Source organism: Paenibacillus lupini, from assembly GCF_011761355.1.
Taxonomy (GTDB): Bacteria; Bacillota; Bacilli; order Paenibacillales; family Paenibacillaceae; genus Pristimantibacillus; species Pristimantibacillus lupini.
Genome location: NZ_JAASRW010000001.1, coordinates 862,301 through 880,928 on the forward strand (window position 1 = coordinate 862,301; position 18,628 = coordinate 880,928).

Sequence of the window (18,628 nt, forward strand, 5' to 3'; positions counted from 1 at the left end):
GCCCACCCATTCTCCCTTTAAGATATCTTCTTTCACCTGTTGCATAGTTTGACTTACGTACATGCATTTCCACCTTTCTTGTGCCTCATATTAGTGTGACAGCAATCTATTATACCCGCTATTTTTAGTCATCACTTCAGGTATTCATAGTTTATGCCGCTACTCGATTATATAGAAGGTGGTGGATAATTAATGTCACTTTCCGTTGTCGCATATTAGGTAGTTTTATCGACTGAGTTGTATAACCATGATAGCTGAGATCGTATTTTTATTTTATTCTATTTAACTTCCTTTTTCCGCAGAATCCATCAACGCCATCTTGTTTGCCAGCATTCGTGCCAGATGTGTTTGAACCTGCACCAATTCATCTTTTTTCTTTTCGATCTCCTGCATTTTTTGACTAAGAAGCTCAATTTTCTTACGAAGGGGAAGATCATCAGCCTCTTCCGCTTGGATCACTTCTTTGAGTTCAACTAACGTAAATCCTACGGCTTGAACCTTTTTGACCATCAGAAGATGTTCGACTGCTTCTTCGCAATAGTAACGATAATTGTTTTCTCCCCGTTGGACATGTCGGGCATCCAGAAGCCCTTCTTTTTCATAAAAGCGAATAGTAGGAGGGGTTAAACCGGTTCTCTGTGCCAGTTCATGTATTTTCATAAGAATCTCCTCAAAATGGTCTTGACCTTCAAGAGTACTTTATAGTTTATACTCTAAACGTCGAGAGGTACCGCGTCAAAAGAATAAAAAAGACCAGGAAAAAAATTCGAAAAGAAGGAGACACATGATGAATACTATTCGGGCCATTGTTGTTGATCCAAATGAAGAAGCACGTTTGAAAGTAGACGAGGTTGAGGCTCCCCATCCTGCATCGTCGGAAGCGTTGGTTCGCGTTTTTGCGGTCTCTCTTAATCTTGGCGAGGTTCGCACTACAACTAGAGCAAATGCAGGGTGGCGTCCGGGTTGGGACCTATCAGGTGTAGTAGAACAGCCGGCTGCCGATGGATCGGGGCCTCCGCTCGGGGCGAGAGTTTTTGGCATGGTTCATTCAGGTTCATGGGCGGAACTTGTCTCCGTTCCAACGGCTTTCTTATCAGGAATCCCCGAAAATGTTACTTTTGCTCAAGCTGCAACCTTGCCTGTGGCTGGACTCACTGCTTTACATGCATTGGAGAAAGGCGGCTTTCTGCTTAAGCGAAAGGTGTTAGTTACTGGAGCATCCGGCGGTGTAGGCCATTTTGCCTGCCAGCTGGCAAAGCAAGCAGGCGCTATAGTTACTGCTCTTGTACGACGCGAAGAGCGTGCGGCTTGTTTTCATAACATAGGATTACACAGAATAGTCGTAGGAGAAAACGTTGTTGCAGCCCAATCGTTCGGCCCTTATGATGTTATCATCGATACGTTAGGTGGTAAATCATTAAACATCGTTACGACATTTCTTGAAAAAGGTGGAAGTTGTATTAACGTTGGAGCTGCAACAGAACCGGAAATGACGCTACAGGCTAGACTTGAATCGCTACCGGTTGGAGTGCTCGTACTTGATGGAATAGGAAGTCTGACAAGTGTATCGAATGACCTTGAAAGATTAGCACAAATGGTTGCCGACGGTTTATTGCAGCCGCAAATCGATCTGGAGGCATCATGGACCGAAATTGCAGAGGTTACCCAGAGCCTTTTGAATCGACGAATTGCCGGTAAGGCGGTGCTGTCTATTTCTTGATGTTACGTATAAAAAGTTCGCTTTTTATAGGATTACACTAGTTGCAGCAAAACGAGCCGGAAGTGCTGCCATATGGCAGCACTTTCCTGCGTTATACAAAATGGTAGGATAGTGTGGTAATTATGGTATAATTTACAGCACTAAGGTTGAGAACGAGTATACCAATAAGGAAACGGAAAAAATGGTTTTTTTAGAAAATGAATGTTCAGAATGGAGACAGATATGACTTCAATCGTCACGGATATGAGGTTGCTTGAAGTATTTCCATGTTTGAGGGATGTATGCGCCGAGGATTGGGCTGAAGCAAAGCCGGAAATGCGGACATTCTCCGCCAAATCTCGTCTTTTTAAGCAGGAGGAGGCAAGGTTCTACGGCATGTTCTTGCTGAAAGGCAGTGCTCGTATCAGCCAAATCGGCAAAGATGGGAGCGAGAGGGTTGTCAATAAACTTAATCCTGGCGAAATATGTGCTCTCCTAGTGCTTAGCGGTCTGAGCGGACGAGACTACCCAGGCGTCATCGAGGCTGAGACGGAGGTCGAGACGCTGTTTGTATCCAAACGCAGCTTCTTACTCTGGGTGCAAAAATACGAGTCGATCCGTAAAACCGTATTCGGTAACCTGCTCGAAGGAATTATGCATATGGGCGAACTGCTTCAAGCGAGACAGACCAAACCACTGGAAATGCGGCTAGCCGAAGCACTATTGCGTTCCACATCAGAGCAGCAACCGATGCTGAGAATGACACATAATGAGCTTGCTTCAGAAATCGGTACTGCCCGTGAAGTCGTGAGCCGTACGTTACAGCGTTTTCAACGTGAGGGATGGGTGGAGACTGGACGGGGTTGGGTACAAATTACCTGCCGTACTGAATTGGAGGAGCTATTTGGTGACTAGGTCACAGAAGCGGTAATGCTATTCTGGTAAATTGGATCAGTAAGTAAATTCCAAATACAGGAGGTACCTACCGATGACTCACCAACTACTGCAGGGCATGATTGCTCCAACATTCCGAACAGTCGACCACTGCGGCAATCCTATTTCGTTTGAAAATTATCGTGGCCGCAAAGTACTGCTCGCCTTTATGCGCTTCTCCGCTTGCGCTCTTTGTAATTTGCGGGTGCATCAATTTATCAACAGATATCCCGATTGGCAGCGCCAAGGGATGGATGTTATCGTCGTCTTCGAATCAACAGAGACGAATATGCGGACATATGTTGGAGCTCAAAATGCTCCGTTCTCACTAGTCACCGACCCACAAGCGCACTTGTATGATTTGTATGGTGTTGAGACTTCTGAAGAGAAAGTACGTATGACAATGGCCGATGCGAACACAAAAAAGTTCGCTGAAGAAGCTGCTGCTGCCGGCTTTCCTCTTACTCCAGAGGAAGGTTCAAATTTTAATCGAATACCTGCCGATTTTTTGATTGATGAGAGTGGTATTGTACGGGTTGCACATTATAGCCATCTTATTACCGATCATCTCCCGCTCGTGGAAATCGACAGCTTCGCTTCAGGTGAATCACATATTTCATCATAATGCTGTACGCCTGGGAAAAGTATTTGAAGGGTTAACCTCAAATGCTTTTTTTTTCCGCCGGATGCTGTGAAACTAGCATCTGACCAGAAATCTGCTGTTGTTTTTGCTGAAGTAAAGGGTATTTCGATTACAATATATGGTAATATAAGTGTAATCCTCATGGAGCTAAGGAGTGGTACAACTGTCTACCAATAAGCTCATTGATTGGTTAAACCGAAAGCGCATATGCCGTTGCGAAGTATGTGATACTGAGCTTCATGTTTACGCGTATGCCTCAAAGAGATCGGTGATATTATTCTGTATTGAATGTACACAGTATTACTATATGGAGGACTTATATTCACCTATTATCAAATATGAAGTACCTGAGGGGCTTATGAAATTATGGGAGGCGGTTTTCTATGCAATTAAAAACCAGTTATCAGTACATACCTGTAACTAATCTTCAAGAGGCTTCGAAATGGTACTCTGAACATCTCGGCTTTAAATTAGCGGTTGATGACCCGATTTGTCTGGAATTGAGAACTGAATCAGGAGTCCGAGTATTCTTAATCCCTAATGATGAAGGAAAAGTTACATCTCATATGAAGTATACTAATGGTGTACAAGCAACATACGGCTTTACTGTGGATGATGATATCCGTTCGCTCTACCAGCAATTTAATGACAAGGGTATTAAGGTAGGAAAGTTGTCAGACTATCAAGGCTTGTCCTTTAAGTTTTTTGATCCTGATGGAAATGCAATTGAGCTTTGGGGTGACTACCCAACAACATAGCATTAAACTAACGTAAGAACATTAGCTAAATAAACACAGCACGACAGCTCAAACATGATGAGCTGTCGTTTTTTTAACGTTAGTTCAAAACAATGCAGTTTTATGGAAGTAAAGGGAAGTGTGTGTAATACAGTATCTCATACAAGAGAAACATGCTAATATAAGAGTGTTTTAATAAATGTAATTCAATTAAGGAGAGTTAACATATGATCATCAAATTCATTCGATTAAGGTAATGTAAGGTGCAGATCACATAACCCAGCTTTTTTAAACAAAATGCATGGGTTTATTTGACTGTGCCTTTTTTCGTTTACCTAATTTGAATGAAAAGGGTGCTATTTATGTTGGGAAAAAGTAAAAAGTTGATGAGTGCTGGAAAAATTGAAAGGTTTCAGGAGATATTCATATGCCCATTATGTAAAAAACAGATGCAAATGGTCAATTTACAAAGTTTAGTTTGCAGCAGTCAGCATTGCTATGATATAGCAAAGCAAGGATATATAAACCTATTGTCTCGAGCTAGTAATACTAAGTATGATAAAAAAATCTTCGAATACAGAAGGGTAATCAGCAAAAGCGGTTTATTTATTCCCTTACATGCTGCGGTAAGTGAAATTATAATGAGTCAACTCCCAAATATTGAGCCTATAAGCATACTGGATGCAGGTTGTGGAGAAGGCACTCACTTAAATAACATAAAAATAGAAATAAATCAGAAAAAACTCAACTCATTATTGGCTGTAGGAATCGATATTTCAAAAGAGGGAATTAGTTTTGCTGCAGCTGAATATTCAAATGCGATTTGGTGTGTCGCGGACCTTGCAAACTGTCCATTTGCAAGTCAGCAATTCAATTACATTTTAAACATTCTTTCACCTGCAAATTATTCTGAATTCCAGAGATTGATTACTGATGATGGTTTGGTGATTAAAATCGTCCCTGAACAGGATTATCTAAAAGAATTACGGGAAATCTTTTACGAGGGATTAGATAAACAGGTTTATTCAAATTCACTTATAATTAGTCATTTTAACGAGCACTTCAAATTATTAGATGTAGAAAGCATTCGATATCAAGTAAATCTAAGTGCCCCTTTAATCGAACCTTTACTAGGTATGACGCCATTATCCTGGGGGACTTCCAAAGAGCGCCTAGAAAAAATTCTACACATGAATCTGAAACAAGTCACGATGGACTTTAAAATTTTGATTGGTAAGAAATTAACCACATGATTAAACTATTTTACTAACGATGTACAGTAGTTGATAGTTGAATTCCCAAACTGATGAAGCTGCCGGTAAACCATCGGCAGCTTTGTAACGTTAATGGGCAGGATCATTTAAATGGAGGGGTTATCCTTCTCTTGATTGTTGTAAAACGTTTTACAGGTTCGGATAGGTTGCTTGAACTTGCATGCGGCTGGGGAACTTTAGTCAGGGCACTTGTCTTGCTCGGCTTGAACGATATTCATGGAGTTTCAATCTTGGTTGGAAGTATGGCGGCTCTAGTTATGCTGCCATTCTTAAAGCGATCGTCTACAGCACTCCCGTCTTGAAACTGGCATTTGGAACGAATTCGGAAATAGTGATTCAAACATCGATATAGAGGGTATATCTTAGAAAAGAAGCAGCATTCAACGTATCACCACACTGAAATGAAGGAGTCATTTAATTCTATTAATGCCGGCCTGAATCTAGGTCTTGTTGAACATTTGCTCCTTTTTGTTAATACATGGAGCAAGTGTTTATTTTGTTTGGGATACGTAATTAATCATTTGGGGGAATTTTCGATGAATAAACAATCTTTGGATTTCATTAAACAAACACTTGAAGAGTTAAAGCAAAGAACAATTTCTGTACTGGAGGAGGGACAGATTGAGCACGTTATTCTGATGTTGGACAGGAAGTATCCAGCGCATTTGTTAGAAGAAGCCAGTGGTGATATCTCTATTCAAGAAAGCTCTGAACTGAGGTATTTAGATGAGCAAGTATCAACTCGAAATTAAACTTATATATCGAAAAGGAGTGTTTGTAATGTCTGAAAAAACATTATACGTATCTGTATCCAGCAAAAGTCTTGATACGGAAGCTTCTATGAATGAACAGCTTGAGGTCCGCGGGACAGAGGAGGAGCTCGAAAAGCTGCATCGAATGCTTGAACATCTACAGCGGGACGATGAGGTGACCCAATTCAGAGCTCCAATTCCGTATAAATCCGCGGATCACGATAAAGCAACGGATCAGTTTAACGATGATCTGCTCAAACTCTATCAAGTAATCTACAATTTGGGGACAGACAAGACGAAGGCTCATATTCATGATATGAACATACTTAATAAGCTGCAGAATACCGATTACGAATATCCTGGCTACGAGCGTTAATTGGTAACACAATGTAAAACCTTCCGTTTCGAGTTTCGACGGAAGGTTTTTTTACTTATAATTTTTAGAACTCTTATGAAAGGGCAGGGTGATACTCCATCCAATCAATCACCTGCTATCAAGCTTCTGCCTAATCGATTGCTCAATCGAATCCATCGGATTGCTGCCTGGTTTCGGAATAAAGTAAGCAGGCACGTTTGGCTTATACAGTCCGCTGGCAGTGGCCAACTCAACGCTAATCGAACCTTTATCTTCAACGAGCGATTGGAGCAGAGTCGAGGTCATGCCGGCTTTCTTTGTCTGCAAAGCTGCGTGAACGACTTCGACCATATCACCTCGAAGGAAAGGCTTAGCGTTGGCAAGCCGCGAGGCAGCACCCTCTGTCAGCATTCCGTTGTTATGTGACAATTCTGCCGCATTGGAAGTCGTTGCGTTGGAATAACCAAGCAATCGGTTGATTAAGGTCAAAAATTCTTTGCCCGTCATTAAACGATCTGGAGCAAATGAGCCATTCCCGATGCCTTTGACATAACCCTTGCTAGCTGCGTAAGCAATGGATTGAACAGCCCAGTGTGAGCCTTTTACATCGGTAAAGCTGGACTTCTTTTGTATTCTTGCGGCGTCGTCCGCCTCACCGGAAAGTCGAAGCAGCATAACGGTGCCTTGCGCGCGAGTTATGGGGTCCCCTAATTGATACCCGTAATTGGTTCCCATAAATAGGCCAAGCTGATTCAACGTATCCGCTTGTTGCGTACGTTGGCTGGAATTTGTGGAATCGGATGCGGAAAGGATAGATACTTCTTCTAGTAGTTGATCCGATTGAACTTGTTTTGAATAATTTGAGGTTACTTCTTCAAGCTTTGGTTCATCGGTTTTCGGTGTCTCCGGTATTGGTTCAACTTCCACGCCGTTTATTTCTCCGGTATGGACTAGACTAGAGGGATCGGAGATATACGAGCTGACATAGTAGTCTGGAGCAGGCGGGTTATTAATCAAAAAGAGTGGAGAGGCGTTCAGTTGATATTCAGTTAAAATTCCTTGCGGGTCGAAGGATTGGACAAGAGTAATCGACTTCATTGGCTCATTAAAATCCTTTACTACCGTACTTTCATCCAATTTTTTACCAGACCAGAACTGGACGGAAGTTTGTTTCTTCAGCATACTATTCTCATCAAACTCATTGCTTATTGCATTGCTTAAGAAGCGATCCGACCCGCCTTCTCCGGACATTCTTATAAACTGCTCTTCGATGTATTGGTCGCCTGTGAACAAATGCACGATACCGTATAGGATTTGAACCGGCTTGTCCGTTCCGCCTGCAATTGTAGTCAGCCAATGATCGTCAGCGGCATAGCGTGGATATACAGCAAATTCAGCAGCATATACGACTTCAATTCGATCAAAGTCATATTTGATTTCTCCATCGGCAGCCGAGACTTGAGCAAATTGAAAAAGCATAATTACGGACAGCAAGACTGCAAACACAATTTTACGAGAATTCTTTTTCATATAGATACACATCCTCACCAAATAATTCCATTACAATCATACAAAGAGATATGGAATTTGTCACTATATTTGCGGATGAAGCAGCTATATGCTAAAGATACAATTTTACAACTTTATTAATTTTAATAGTGATTCAATCGTCTCGGAAACAACTTTCTAAGAGACTAATCTGGAATTGATATAGCACAGGAATCTTGAGTCGAATGATCTATATTTCTATAGCCTGCTACTTAATCTAAACGGAACGATTCTTACATCGCACTGCTTGATACAGTGCTGTACGAAGCCTTCTGGAGCCATGTTTGGTGATCCTATTCTGGGTTGCCACAAACTTACCTGAAGCAAATACACTGTCCAGCAAAGGCTAGATCGAACCATTCGATCCCCGGCTACCGCTATCTTACGACCATACAAAAAAGAGGTCGACCAGAAAGATCTGGTGACCTCATAATACGAAAGGGCAGGATAGTTTAGTAACGATGAGCCATACTTACTTTGACTTGTTCGGTTATAAAGGAAAGGCTTCGTGAGTTCAAGTTGCCTTTGTAAATCAATTGTATCGTAAATTATCGAATCTATGAACAAGTCACAGACTTAACCTGCTAAGAGGACAGCTGCGAGAAACACGAGCTGCAGCAATGTACGGACAAGCAGCTTAGGTGTAGGTCTTCCACCGATAGTTAATCCTTCCCGGGCTGCCCTTACATTGGCAGGAAACATGGTCAAGAGTAGAACCGCCAAACAGATGGAAGCCGCGTGGGAGGTAGCGGGGAACAGAATGCCGAAGGCACCCGCAATTTCCAGCCACCCGGTGGCAGTCACAATCCAATTCGGTTTTGGAAAAGCAACCGGGATCATCCGAATGAGATCAGGGCGTCTTTTTCCCCAGTGGGCAGAAGCTGTAAGCAGCAGCATGACGGCCACTGCTCCCTGAAGCGAAGAATGCCAATTGTCGAAATAAGACCAGCCGAACAGCCCAAGAACCCGGAACAGCAGAAACGAAACAAAAAGCGCAAATAATGGTGCCATTGTATCCCTCCGTTTAGAAGCTTTTCGTTATCATGAGAAATAATATGATGATCGGTAGCAATGTCGCGGGGATTCCGAAGAATGCCCAATAGCGGGAAGCTTGATGATATTCATTGGAGATGTTCCCACTTTCGATGCATTGAGCGCTATGGCGGATCATTCCGCGCTGCAGTGGAATGAGAATGGCTAACCAGATCACGCCGGTAACGGCAAACAAAATCAGCGATAGCGTAAGCCAATTCAGCCCCGACAGCGACATTTTCGCCTGTACGGCCATCACAATGCCCGAGACAATGATGATCACGAGACCCGGAAGCGTAAATACATAATCGGCAAGCATGACGTTTTTTACCGTGCTGTGAATGACGGCCGGGTTTTTCGACAAATCCGCACGAACTTTCCAAAATGCTGCAGTAATGATATTTCCTACGAATACCACGACTCCAACTAGATGCAACGTTAACCACAAGTTCATGATGCATTCTTCCTTTCTGTCTCTATTTATCGGGATTTTAAAATATTGACCATAAACGACGAATAATCTTGGGTATTGAAAGAAACCGAAGCTAAAGGAATAGAGGATCGGACGCGCAATCCGAGTGTTAGCAGGACGAACATTTCAGCTGTTTTATCCGTATCAATCGAATCCGAAATAACCCCGTGCAGTTGGCCGGTCAATATCCATTGCTTGGATAAATGCAGAGACCGCTCATAATACTGATTGAGAGTTTCCGCGACGATAGGTTGATCTTCCTTTCCAAGTAAATAGATCAGCACCTTGTTCGTTACATCCTGAGCATCTTCCAGCATGGTAAGATTGTCAATGATCTTTTGCATGGGTCCCTCGAGCGTCTTTTCACCTTGTTCCACTGCGTTCATAAAATGATCGTTTGTCTCTTCGAGCCGCTCCTGCAGCACCCAGGCAAAGATCTCATCCTTGCTCTTCACGTAATGGAAGATAGCGCCCTTTGACAATCCCGATTTTTCCATGATGTCCTTCATAGTGACAGAGTGACACCCTTTTTCCCGTATCAGCTCTTTGATCGAATCAAGCAGCAGCCTAGTTGTTTGCTGTCTACGTTCCTCATGCTTCAAAGTAATCCCTCCGTGTACTTTTAACGATTGATGAGTGTTATTATCCTTATTATAAAAACCGACCATCGGTTTGTAAATAGAAATTATCAAATCTCATCTCATCATTTATCTGAAGCAGGGATTATTGAAGGATTTCTCCGCCTCGAAGGCCTGCCGCATGGCAGCCCTTCGATATGCAACCGAGAGATGATAGTTCAGAAGAGCAAAGCGTCAGCTGAATAAGGATCAGTTGACGCTTCTATTGAAGTGAAGGGCAGAATAGTTTAAGAACGCACGCGATGAACCTTACCACAAGAACGGCAAGGTTTATAATAGAGAGCTTGAAATAGAGAGCTTGAAAGCTTGCTTAGAGTGCATAGGAGGGGCATTAAAATGTAAACTGAATCCGAAATAAAGCCCAACAAAAACCAATGCGAAATTGTGCAATGGTTTTTGTTGGGCTTTGTTAACTCGCCGATTTCACCACCGCTGAGTGTGAAGAGTTCGCCCTGCCAGCTCAAGTATCCGATCGACGAAATCAATGCCGCCGTACCTGTACCGAACACTTCTTGCAGTTGGCCGTTCTTGTGAATATTTGGCTTTGAGATTCGAGTTCGTTAGTATCTTTGTACCTTTAAATGTGGAGAATCCCGAAGAAAAACTCATTGTAAAAAGCAAAAATAGATATTACTCTTTCAAAGGAGATAAAGAAAAGACTAAAGCTGTTTTAAAATTTGCAGAAAATTAGGAGTACACGATTTCATAAGTACATCTGGACGGCATTTTAGCGCGAACTTGTTTATGAAGGAAAACACAGACCCAATCTGGAATATTATCTCAGGAGGACTAGGTCTATTCCCTTATAACCAATGTTTACAAAATTAGGTGGGTGTTCATATGGAAGATGTGTTCAATGCGCTACCAGTCTTAGAGACAAATCGACTTAAACTAAGAAAGATAACATTAAAAGATGCAGAGGATATGTATTATTACTGTTCTAATGAGGAAGTACCGAAGTACGCTTCTTGGTATCCCCACAAAACAATCACAGAAACAAAAGAGGCGATTGAGCGAGTACTTATTCAGTGGAATAATAAGAGCTTGGTTCATTGGGGTATTGAATATAAAGAAAATAGTAGGTTGATCGGTACAATAGAGTTCGTCACATGGGATAGACAGCATAAAATTGCCGAAATAGGATATGCCATATCACCGGATTATTGGGGAAAAGGTAACGCAACGGAATCCGCAAGAGAAGTAATCAAATTTGGTTTTACTAATATGGACATTGTTCGTATTCAAGCAAAATGCTACTTAGAAAATATCGGTTCTGCACGAGTTATGGAAAAGGCGAAAATGTCATTTGAAGGAATTATTAGAAAGGGGCTCTTTATAAAAGGGAGACATCAGGATTTGAAAATTTACTCCATATTAAAAGAAGAGTTTCAATCTATATGCTGAACTAAATGTAGTTTGATGCACCTACAAAAACAACTAGTCGATTCAACGGAGAACGAGTTCAGATCACACGACAGCGGTCAGCAGATAACCTGATGCTGTATTTCTTATCAAAGTAAGGTGCCAGGATAGCACCCATACTGAGCGAAAGTATAAAGTAATTATTTTACTAGCTATTAATAGTAGGTATGGACTTACTATAGGCATTGTTGGACTTATTACTTGAATATTTGGTTCTTTTAAAGATCAGAATACGGCCAAAGATAACTAAGGATACATTAGTAATATAATTTGAAGAACCGCCTTTATTAAACTAAACAGGAACATTAGTTTAAAACAACAAGCAGGCAACAGACCAGAGGTCTGCTGCCTGCTTGTTGTTGAAGTAAAGGGTAGTTATTACGAATTGGATAATGTTTTATGGAAGCGAAGTAAACCAATAAGGGGTTGTAAAAATGGAGTTTTTCATAGGAATCGTTCCACCCGAAGATTACAAACAACAAATTTCGGTATTTCGTAATAAATGGTCCAATACATTTCGAAATCGATGGGATGTTAACGGCTTTAGGGAACATGTGGAGCCCCATATTACTATTAAAGCAAAAAGTGGACTTACGAAAGATATGAATTGGCATAAAAAAGTAAGAGAAACTTGTTCATCATTTCCAATCTTCCAGTTAACTTTGTCTGAACCAGCAACATTCGGAACAGCGCTTACATTCCTTAGCGTTGAATCGAATGAGATATATAGTCTGCATAAGAACTTGGTAGAAGCGGTTTCCCCACCGCCCGAGCTTATTGAAAGGCATATAGAGTTGGATCACTTCATTCCACATTTGACTTTGGGTCAAACAAAATGGGGCATGAATGAAGCAGAAATTATAGAAATGAAATTGGCTGCAAGAGAAGCATTATCTCCTTACCCAAGCTTTGATGTAACATTCGTGCGAGTATTTGATATCAAAACAAACGCACCTTTTGAAGATATTAAACTTGCCAAGTTTTTCTAATCAGATCATAGAACGCTAACGGGAAACATTAGCTCAATAAAGACACTTGTTGAGCTGCCGTTTTTTCAACTAAGGACAGAATAACGTGATGGATGAACTAGTCTTATTTGAAGGGATTTACTATTTTATGGCGAAAATCGTTAAAGGAGGTGTTGAAATGGAAGTCAAAATTGACTTAGATTTTACCCCGAGATCGCCACGTCCCGGTATACCATATACTGAATCATCCTTTGTACGTTCGTCATCCCAGTTTACATTGCGAAATAGTGAAATTGGCGTAGCCCTCGTGGATTTGTGGAACTTTGGATGGGAGAATGGACCTGGTGTTTAATGATTCCTGGATGAATGTGCAAGGTCATGCCTATGAACAAATCAAGATACCAATTGAATTCGAGCCTCAAGAGGGAGATCTGCTTACTTACTCTAGAGAACAATTCTACCGTCTTCTCCGCAATAGAGGTATTAGAGTTCTTTTTTATATGGAATTCGAGACGGATGAGTGTATTATTAACAGCACGTACGGCATTAGGAATATGTATTCTGATGGAATCGGCTACTTTGTTCACTCTAACGGGATTAAGTACAAGCAGCTGTGTACATGGGAAGGATTTACATTTAACAAGAACCTGTGCTAAGATAAATTTAATTCATTTTGAACGGAGGGTTGTGTGTGGCAAACTAATTTTTCGATCTATCATTGCACAAAAAGAAGGGTACTTTAGTACTTTGGGTTATATTGTGTGCATTAGTAATCGAAGAATGGTCTGCCTACCTGGCTCCCAATTAAAATGATCGTTAATATTCCTTCTTGATAATCCATTTCGTTCAAGCTAGATTTATCTGTATTTTGACGAGTAGTGGGTTAGTCAACAAGGTATTCACACTCCGATCAAACCATTCTTTATCGATTACTTGAACACATGCACCCAGCATGTGTTTTTTTATTTTACACATTGAGGAGTGATACTCGTAATGAGCGAACAACTTTTTAAAGTAAACGGAATCGAACTTTGTGCTGAAAGCTTTGGAAACTCAGAACACCCAGTCATATTACTGATCATGGGGGCTCAAGCTTCCATGGTTTGGTGGGAAAAAGACTTTTGCCAACGTCTAGCCGATAAAGGACACTTTATCATTCGATACGATAATCGTGATGTCGGTCGGTCGGCCATCTACGAACCCGGAAATCCCCAATACACCTTTGAAGATATGGCTGACGATGCAATCCATATCCTCGATCATTTCGGAATAGAAAAAGCTCATATTGTAGGCATGTCCATGGGTGGCATGCTGACCCAAATCCTGGCCATGCGACATCCGGAAAGAGTCTTGACCGTTTCTCTACTCTCCACATCAAATTTCGCTCCGGATCTGCCGCCGATGGAAGAGAGGGTGCTGGATTATTTCTCTAATGCGACAGCGACTGATTGGTCGAATGAAGCATCAGTTATTGCTTTTACAGTTGGCAAATGGAAAGTTCTCGCAGGTTCGAAGCATCCATTTGATGTCAATAGAATCTATGATCTGGCTGAAGAAGAAGTCAAAAGAAGCCGTAATATGGCGAGCATGAACAATCACGGATTGGTGACGGGGGGAGAATCCTATTTGGTACGAACAGGCGATATTGATGTCCCCGCTCTCATTATTCACGGTACAGAGGATCCGATAATACCTTATGAGCATGGGGTTGCTCTTGCCCGAGTTGTTCCTGGATCCGTATTACTGACCTTAGAGGGGACAGGTCATGAACTTCACCATGAAGACTGGGATACCATCATAGACGCAATTTCCAATCATACCACGATTCAAGGTAGTTATACTTAAGTTCCGGCAGCATTCCAATTGGCTAAAAGAAAATGAACGCAATTATCTAATGATTCTGATGCGTAAGGCTATCATGCCTTTCCTGAAAAACGAGCCAGAACCGGGGAGGAGACAGTATCTTCTCAGTTCAATTATGTTCCCTTCCGATGACTTGCTTCCTGAAAAGGAGAAACTTAGTCAATGATAACGTGTCCGCGTTACCTCTACTTATCAGGTGAATCGGCCACGAGCCAAGGGCTGGGATACCTGCACGCGGGTTCCTCAGCGCGAATTTCAACATCAAACATGGATTTAACTATCGAGGGAACGAGAGCTCAATCCGACGAAACGGCAGCCGAACAAAAGATCGGTTGCCGTTTTCATTAAGCTAAGGGCAGCATTTTTGCCACCGTTCTTAAAGACATATTCTTTGGAAAGTATACCCTCACTGGAAAAACGAATTGCCTGAGAAACTCTTATTGATAGTAGTATTGTTGGAGCAGCTGTCAATGATTTGAAGCGCGAAAAGATCGCCATACACCAATCAAGCAGGTGCAGGCGATCTTATTAGAATTAATTAAACCCGCCGTTCACGCGAATCGTCTGTCCAGTAATCCAACGAGCTTTGTCGCTTACAAGCAGATCTACAGCATTAGCTATATCTTCAGGTTCCCCAAGGCGACCAAACGCATTCATCCTGCGGAACGAATCAACAAGTTCCTCGGATTTGCCGTTCAGGAACAACTCGGTCGCGACCTGACCAGGTGCTATACAATTGATAATGATATCCTTTGGAGCAAATTCTTTGGCCAGTTGACGGGTTAACTGCTCAACTGCGCCTTTTGTTGCAGCATAAACACTATAGGTCGGGAGCATGGCACCGGATACGGATGTCGAGAAATTGATGATCGTTCCGCCGCCTAGCATATGTCTCATCGCTTGCTGACAAGCAAAGTAGGTCCCTTTGACATTAATATTGAACTGCCGGTCAAACATCTCCTCCGTCACATCCGTAATCGGCGTCGTTTCCAAAATACCTGCATTATTCACTAAGATATCTACGCGTCCAAAATGTCCAAGCGACTCCGAGAACAAGGCTTCGACCTCGCTCAACTTGCTGATATCGCCGCGAATTGCCGCTGCTTCACCGCCTGCTTGCTCAATCAGCGCTACAACTTCATTTGCTTTATCCTGGTTGGAGGAATAGTTAATGACTACTTTTGCGCCTGCTTGCCCCAATTGAATGGCGATTTGACGACCAATTCCTCTCGAAGCTCCGGTAACGATTGCAACTTTTCCTTGTAAACTCATTTTTAATTCTCTCCTTTTTAAGTACTTAATGATGTTCTATTCGGAATTTCTAAGTGACTGTCTACAACTAAATTATATAAAGTATGGGATTACAACCGGTAGAACATAACCGTTCGTTCCTTGCCTAATTCTCTTTCATCCAGCTACAATAACATTAACCACTTTTTAGGAAAGGAATTCACGAACCATGGATGAAACTTTGCGTTTAGAGCAGACGTTGCAGCAAATGGCGGATTTAATACAACGCCACGCTCCAACGAGTGGCACGTTTTCTACCCCAGTTCCTAACTTGTCACTGATGCATGCTACACAATTGCGAGAGCCGCTGGAATCCGTATATAAGCCTTCCATCTGTCTGGTAGCACAAGGAGCGAAGACAGCTACATTAGGAAATGAAACTTATAGGTACGACCCTATGACTTATGTCGTCATTGCCGCTGAACTACCGATCATCAGCAAAATTGTAGAGGCAACACCTGATATTCCGTATTTAAGCCTAAAGCTGAGCTTCGACCCGGATGTGATTCTGGATATTGTAAAAGAGAGCAGCCGCCCAGTTTCCTCGGAGGCTTCGCGCGGCATAACGATGAATCGGATTTTTCCGGAATTGCTCGATGCCTCCATACGGCTTCTGCATTTGCTGAACAAGCCGAAGGACATTCCGATACTTGCTCCGCTCATTATCCGCGAGATTTTGTACCGCGTGCTCCAAGGCGAACATGGCGATTTTATCCATCCGTTTGCGATCATCGGCAGCCATTCGCACAGCATTGCTCAAGCGATTCAGATGATTAACCAGCAATACGACCATCCGCTCGCAGTCGAGCAATTAGCAAAATCAGTAAACCTTAGCACATCCGCTTTTCATAAGCATTTCAAGCGTGTCACGGCGATGAGCCCACTTCAATATCAGAAAACACTGCGCTTACAGGAAGCTAGACGCCTGATGCTTACTGAAACGGTTCAGGCCTCCGAAGCTGCCTTTCGCGTTGGATATGAAAGCCCATCCCAGTTCAGCCGGGAGTATACACGGATGTATGGACGGCCGCCAAAGCTGGATGTCCAGAAGCAGCGAGTATCAACAGCAACAGGGCCATGACGACGGATCGTCACGGCCCTGTATTTTTTTGATCTTATAATAGGTTCCAGTGTATTCAAAATGCCATGAATGGCTGACACGTTAATCGACTATTGGGCGAATATAAAAAACGATCATTATAATTTAGAAAGTTTAGGTAATTATAACCATGTAATGAAAAAGTATCATTACGCTGTAGGGAGATTGGTTAAACACGTTCAAAGATACTCCAATTTAATCCAGATTTATTGAGGAGTTAATGTTTGAATGTAAGCAAGGAGGATTGACCAATACAGCAATGAAGATAAAAAATTTAAGCCGTGCAATAAGCATTAGTATAATTTGGGTGATTCTTCTCATGCTGACAGGCTGCTGGGATCGTCGTGAGATTAATGACGTTGCGTTTGTATTAGCAGGTGGAGCTGATAAAGAAGGAGACAATATTCGTATCAGCGTACTTATCCCACTTACGGGTAATATGGGGGACAGTGGTGGTGGGGGAGGCTCCGGTGGACAAAAACCTTACAGCATTAAGACGGAGACAGGTAAGACAGTTAGCGAAGCAGTTTCGAAACTTCAATCTCGTCTCTCTCGACATCTGTTCTTTGGCCATCGACGTGTAATAATCGTTGGCGAGGAGCTAGCAAGAACAGGGGGCATTGAAACCGTTATAGATGCTATTACCCGTACACCAGAAAAGAGATTATCCACATTTATTGCAGTTTCTGAAGGTAGTGCCCTTGATATGCTTAACGCCGATACACGCCTTGAACGTTTCTCTGCAGAATCTATGAGGGAAGAATTACAATCAGAAACAAGCGCTGGTATCAATCTAAAGGAAATTCTCTACAAACTAATTTCTATAGGCGATGATGCCTATTTCCCATATGTACAGAAGGTGAAAACAAAAATAGAAGGGCAGGAATCTGAGGATATTCGGAGTGATGGTTTTGTTCTTTTTCATAATGGAAGAATGACTGGGGAATTAACAGGGAACTCGGCTTTAGGTTTTCGGCTGCTCAATCAGTCAATTCGCAATTACGATGAGACAATTAATATAGATGGGAGTTATTTAACAGTATCAATTAATCAGGCGAAAATAAGTATTAAGCCGATAGTTAAGAATGAAGAGTTATCCTATCGTATTCACTCTAGAGTGAAGGTTAGTATCAGAGAAGATAAAAATCTGGAAAGAAATTATAGCTATTCGGAGCAACGATACCAAATTGAGCAGAGCATTGCACAGCATGTTGTCGACAATATTAATCTCGCTATTAATAAGATGCAGCAAAATAATAGTGATGCCATCGGATTTGGATTGCAAGCGTATCGTGCCTATCCAAAAATTTGGACTACAAAATACCGAAAAGATTGGGACGAGCTATTTCCAAAAATAAAATTTGAAGTAACTGGAGAAGCAAATGTGTTCCGACTAGGCATGAGTAGTGAGAACTTGGGTAAAAAAGATAATTAGAATGATAGTTGAAATACAAATGCAGTATGATCGATCTTCTTTAAACGGACTAGCGTAATGTCGAACGCTAGTCCGTTTCTGTTTGTTCACTTTTCTCCCTTTTGAGTTGCTTTCGCTCAACATGGGCCACTCCCCATTGATGTAAGGTTTCCAAAATCGGAGACAGGCTCATGCCGTATTCCGTGATGGAGTATTCCACTTTCGGCGGGATTTGCGGATAAATGACTCGTTTAACGATCTCTTCCTCTTCCAATTCGCGCAGATGGAGCGTAAGCATCCTTTGAGTGATATCGGGCAGCAATCTTCTTAGCTCATTGAACCGCAAAGTTTTACCTTGAAGTAAATGATAAAGAATAATCGGCTTCCATTTGCCGACGATCGAATCTAACGCCACAACGAATTGACATTGGTCAGAGTTCTTTCGCATACTTCAGCCTCCCTTACAGTACCTTTTTTAATACTATACCA

General features: G+C 42.0%; 20 protein-coding genes and 1 pseudogene. 13 read left to right on the forward strand and 8 right to left on the reverse strand.

Features of this window, described 5'->3' with window-relative positions; all coding sequences use genetic code 11:
- Nucleotides 1-282: 282 nt before the first annotated feature.
- On the reverse strand, nt 283-660 hold the full coding sequence (locus FHS17_RS04275) for a MerR family transcriptional regulator (protein WP_167275110.1): 378 nt from the start codon (nt 658-660) through the stop codon (nt 283-285).
- Nucleotides 661-784: 124 nt separating this feature from the next.
- Here FHS17_RS04275 and FHS17_RS04280 point away from each other — a divergent pair, with 124 nt between their 5' ends.
- The 7 genes from FHS17_RS04280 (at nt 785) to FHS17_RS04310 (ending at nt 6,414) form a co-directional block, all read left to right on the forward strand.
- Nucleotides 785-1,720 carry a zinc-binding dehydrogenase gene (locus tag FHS17_RS04280; RefSeq protein WP_208420209.1) on the forward strand — a complete coding sequence of 312 codons (936 nt, stop codon included), beginning with the start codon at nt 785-787 and terminating at the stop codon, nt 1,718-1,720.
- A gap of 222 nt (nt 1,721-1,942) precedes the next feature.
- Nucleotides 1,943-2,614 carry a Crp/Fnr family transcriptional regulator gene (locus tag FHS17_RS04285; RefSeq protein WP_167275114.1) on the forward strand — a complete coding sequence of 224 codons (672 nt, stop codon included), beginning with the start codon at nt 1,943-1,945 and terminating at the stop codon, nt 2,612-2,614.
- 73 nt (nt 2,615-2,687) lie between these two features.
- Complete coding sequence (locus tag FHS17_RS04290; RefSeq protein WP_167275117.1) at nt 2,688-3,257, forward strand: redoxin domain-containing protein; 570 nt, start codon at nt 2,688-2,690, stop codon at nt 3,255-3,257.
- A gap of 401 nt (nt 3,258-3,658) precedes the next feature.
- A complete protein-coding gene (locus FHS17_RS04295; RefSeq protein ID WP_167275122.1) occupies nt 3,659-4,033 on the forward strand; it encodes a VOC family protein in 375 nt (124 codons plus the stop codon).
- A 341-nt stretch (nt 4,034-4,374) separates the two neighbouring features.
- Nucleotides 4,375-5,265 (forward strand): putative RNA methyltransferase, encoded by an 891-nt coding sequence (locus FHS17_RS04300; RefSeq protein WP_167275127.1) that lies wholly within the window; start codon nt 4,375-4,377, stop codon nt 5,263-5,265.
- A 557-nt stretch (nt 5,266-5,822) separates the two neighbouring features.
- Nucleotides 5,823-6,038, forward strand: a complete 216-nt coding sequence (locus FHS17_RS04305) for a hypothetical protein (protein ID WP_167275130.1) — start codon at nt 5,823-5,825, stop codon at nt 6,036-6,038.
- A gap of 28 nt (nt 6,039-6,066) precedes the next feature.
- Nucleotides 6,067-6,414, forward strand: coding sequence for a hypothetical protein (locus FHS17_RS04310; RefSeq protein WP_243865167.1), 348 nt, complete (start codon nt 6,067-6,069; stop codon nt 6,412-6,414).
- 108 nt (nt 6,415-6,522) lie between these two features.
- Here FHS17_RS04310 and FHS17_RS04315 read toward each other — a convergent pair whose 3' ends face one another.
- The 5 genes and pseudogenes from FHS17_RS04315 to FHS17_RS04335 all read right to left on the reverse strand — a co-directional run bounded on the left by FHS17_RS04315 (nt 6,523) and on the right by FHS17_RS04335 (nt 10,047).
- A complete protein-coding gene (locus FHS17_RS04315) occupies nt 6,523-7,923 on the reverse strand; it encodes an S-layer homology domain-containing protein (RefSeq protein ID WP_167275139.1) in 1,401 nt (466 codons plus the stop codon).
- Between the two features lie 253 nt (nt 7,924-8,176).
- A pseudogene (locus tag FHS17_RS04320) lies at nt 8,177-8,275 on the reverse strand (transposase); the annotation flags it as partial.
- Nucleotides 8,276-8,517: 242 nt separating this feature from the next.
- On the reverse strand, nt 8,518-8,952 hold the full coding sequence (locus FHS17_RS04325) for a DoxX family protein (protein WP_167275143.1): 435 nt from the start codon (nt 8,950-8,952) through the stop codon (nt 8,518-8,520).
- 13 nt (nt 8,953-8,965) lie between these two features.
- On the reverse strand, nt 8,966-9,427 hold the full coding sequence (locus FHS17_RS04330; RefSeq protein ID WP_167275146.1) for a DUF2269 family protein: 462 nt from the start codon (nt 9,425-9,427) through the stop codon (nt 8,966-8,968).
- A gap of 26 nt (nt 9,428-9,453) precedes the next feature.
- Entirely contained in the window at nt 9,454-10,047 is a 594-nt protein-coding gene (locus FHS17_RS04335; RefSeq protein WP_167275151.1) for a TetR/AcrR family transcriptional regulator, read from the reverse strand.
- An 876-nt stretch (nt 10,048-10,923) separates the two neighbouring features.
- Between FHS17_RS04335 and FHS17_RS04340 the strand changes: the two genes are divergently transcribed.
- The 4 genes from FHS17_RS04340 to mle all read left to right on the forward strand — a co-directional run bounded on the left by FHS17_RS04340 (nt 10,924) and on the right by mle (nt 14,318).
- Nucleotides 10,924-11,487: a GNAT family N-acetyltransferase gene (locus FHS17_RS04340; protein ID WP_167275155.1), complete on the forward strand. Its 564-nt coding sequence runs from the start codon at nt 10,924-10,926 to the stop codon at nt 11,485-11,487.
- Nucleotides 11,488-11,939: 452 nt separating this feature from the next.
- Nucleotides 11,940-12,494, forward strand: a complete 555-nt coding sequence (locus FHS17_RS04345) for a 2'-5' RNA ligase family protein (RefSeq protein WP_167275160.1) — start codon at nt 11,940-11,942, stop codon at nt 12,492-12,494.
- 323 nt (nt 12,495-12,817) lie between these two features.
- Nucleotides 12,818-13,129 (forward strand): hypothetical protein, encoded by a 312-nt coding sequence (locus FHS17_RS04350; protein WP_167275164.1) that lies wholly within the window; start codon nt 12,818-12,820, stop codon nt 13,127-13,129.
- Nucleotides 13,130-13,466: 337 nt separating this feature from the next.
- The gene (gene mle, locus FHS17_RS04355; RefSeq protein ID WP_167275167.1) at nt 13,467-14,318 is read left to right on the forward strand and encodes an alpha/beta fold macrolide esterase; all 852 of its coding nucleotides are present in this window, start codon (nt 13,467-13,469) and stop codon (nt 14,316-14,318) included.
- A gap of 552 nt (nt 14,319-14,870) precedes the next feature.
- Here mle and FHS17_RS04360 read toward each other — a convergent pair.
- The gene (locus FHS17_RS04360) at nt 14,871-15,608 is read right to left on the reverse strand and encodes an SDR family oxidoreductase (RefSeq protein WP_167275172.1); all 738 of its coding nucleotides are present in this window, start codon (nt 15,606-15,608) and stop codon (nt 14,871-14,873) included.
- Between the two features lie 187 nt (nt 15,609-15,795).
- Between FHS17_RS04360 and FHS17_RS04365 the strand changes: the two genes are divergently transcribed.
- Together FHS17_RS04365 and FHS17_RS04370 are read left to right on the forward strand one after the other, a co-directional pair.
- Nucleotides 15,796-16,707 carry an AraC family transcriptional regulator gene (locus FHS17_RS04365; RefSeq protein WP_167275176.1) on the forward strand — a complete coding sequence of 304 codons (912 nt, stop codon included), beginning with the start codon at nt 15,796-15,798 and terminating at the stop codon, nt 16,705-16,707.
- 262 nt (nt 16,708-16,969) lie between these two features.
- Nucleotides 16,970-18,160 (forward strand): Ger(x)C family spore germination protein, encoded by a 1,191-nt coding sequence (locus FHS17_RS04370; RefSeq protein ID WP_243865168.1) that lies wholly within the window; start codon nt 16,970-16,972, stop codon nt 18,158-18,160.
- Nucleotides 18,161-18,227: 67 nt separating this feature from the next.
- Here FHS17_RS04370 and FHS17_RS04375 read toward each other — a convergent pair whose 3' ends face one another.
- Nucleotides 18,228-18,587, reverse strand: a complete 360-nt coding sequence (locus tag FHS17_RS04375) for a winged helix-turn-helix transcriptional regulator (protein WP_167275180.1) — start codon at nt 18,585-18,587, stop codon at nt 18,228-18,230.
- Nucleotides 18,588-18,628: the final 41 nt, after the last annotated feature.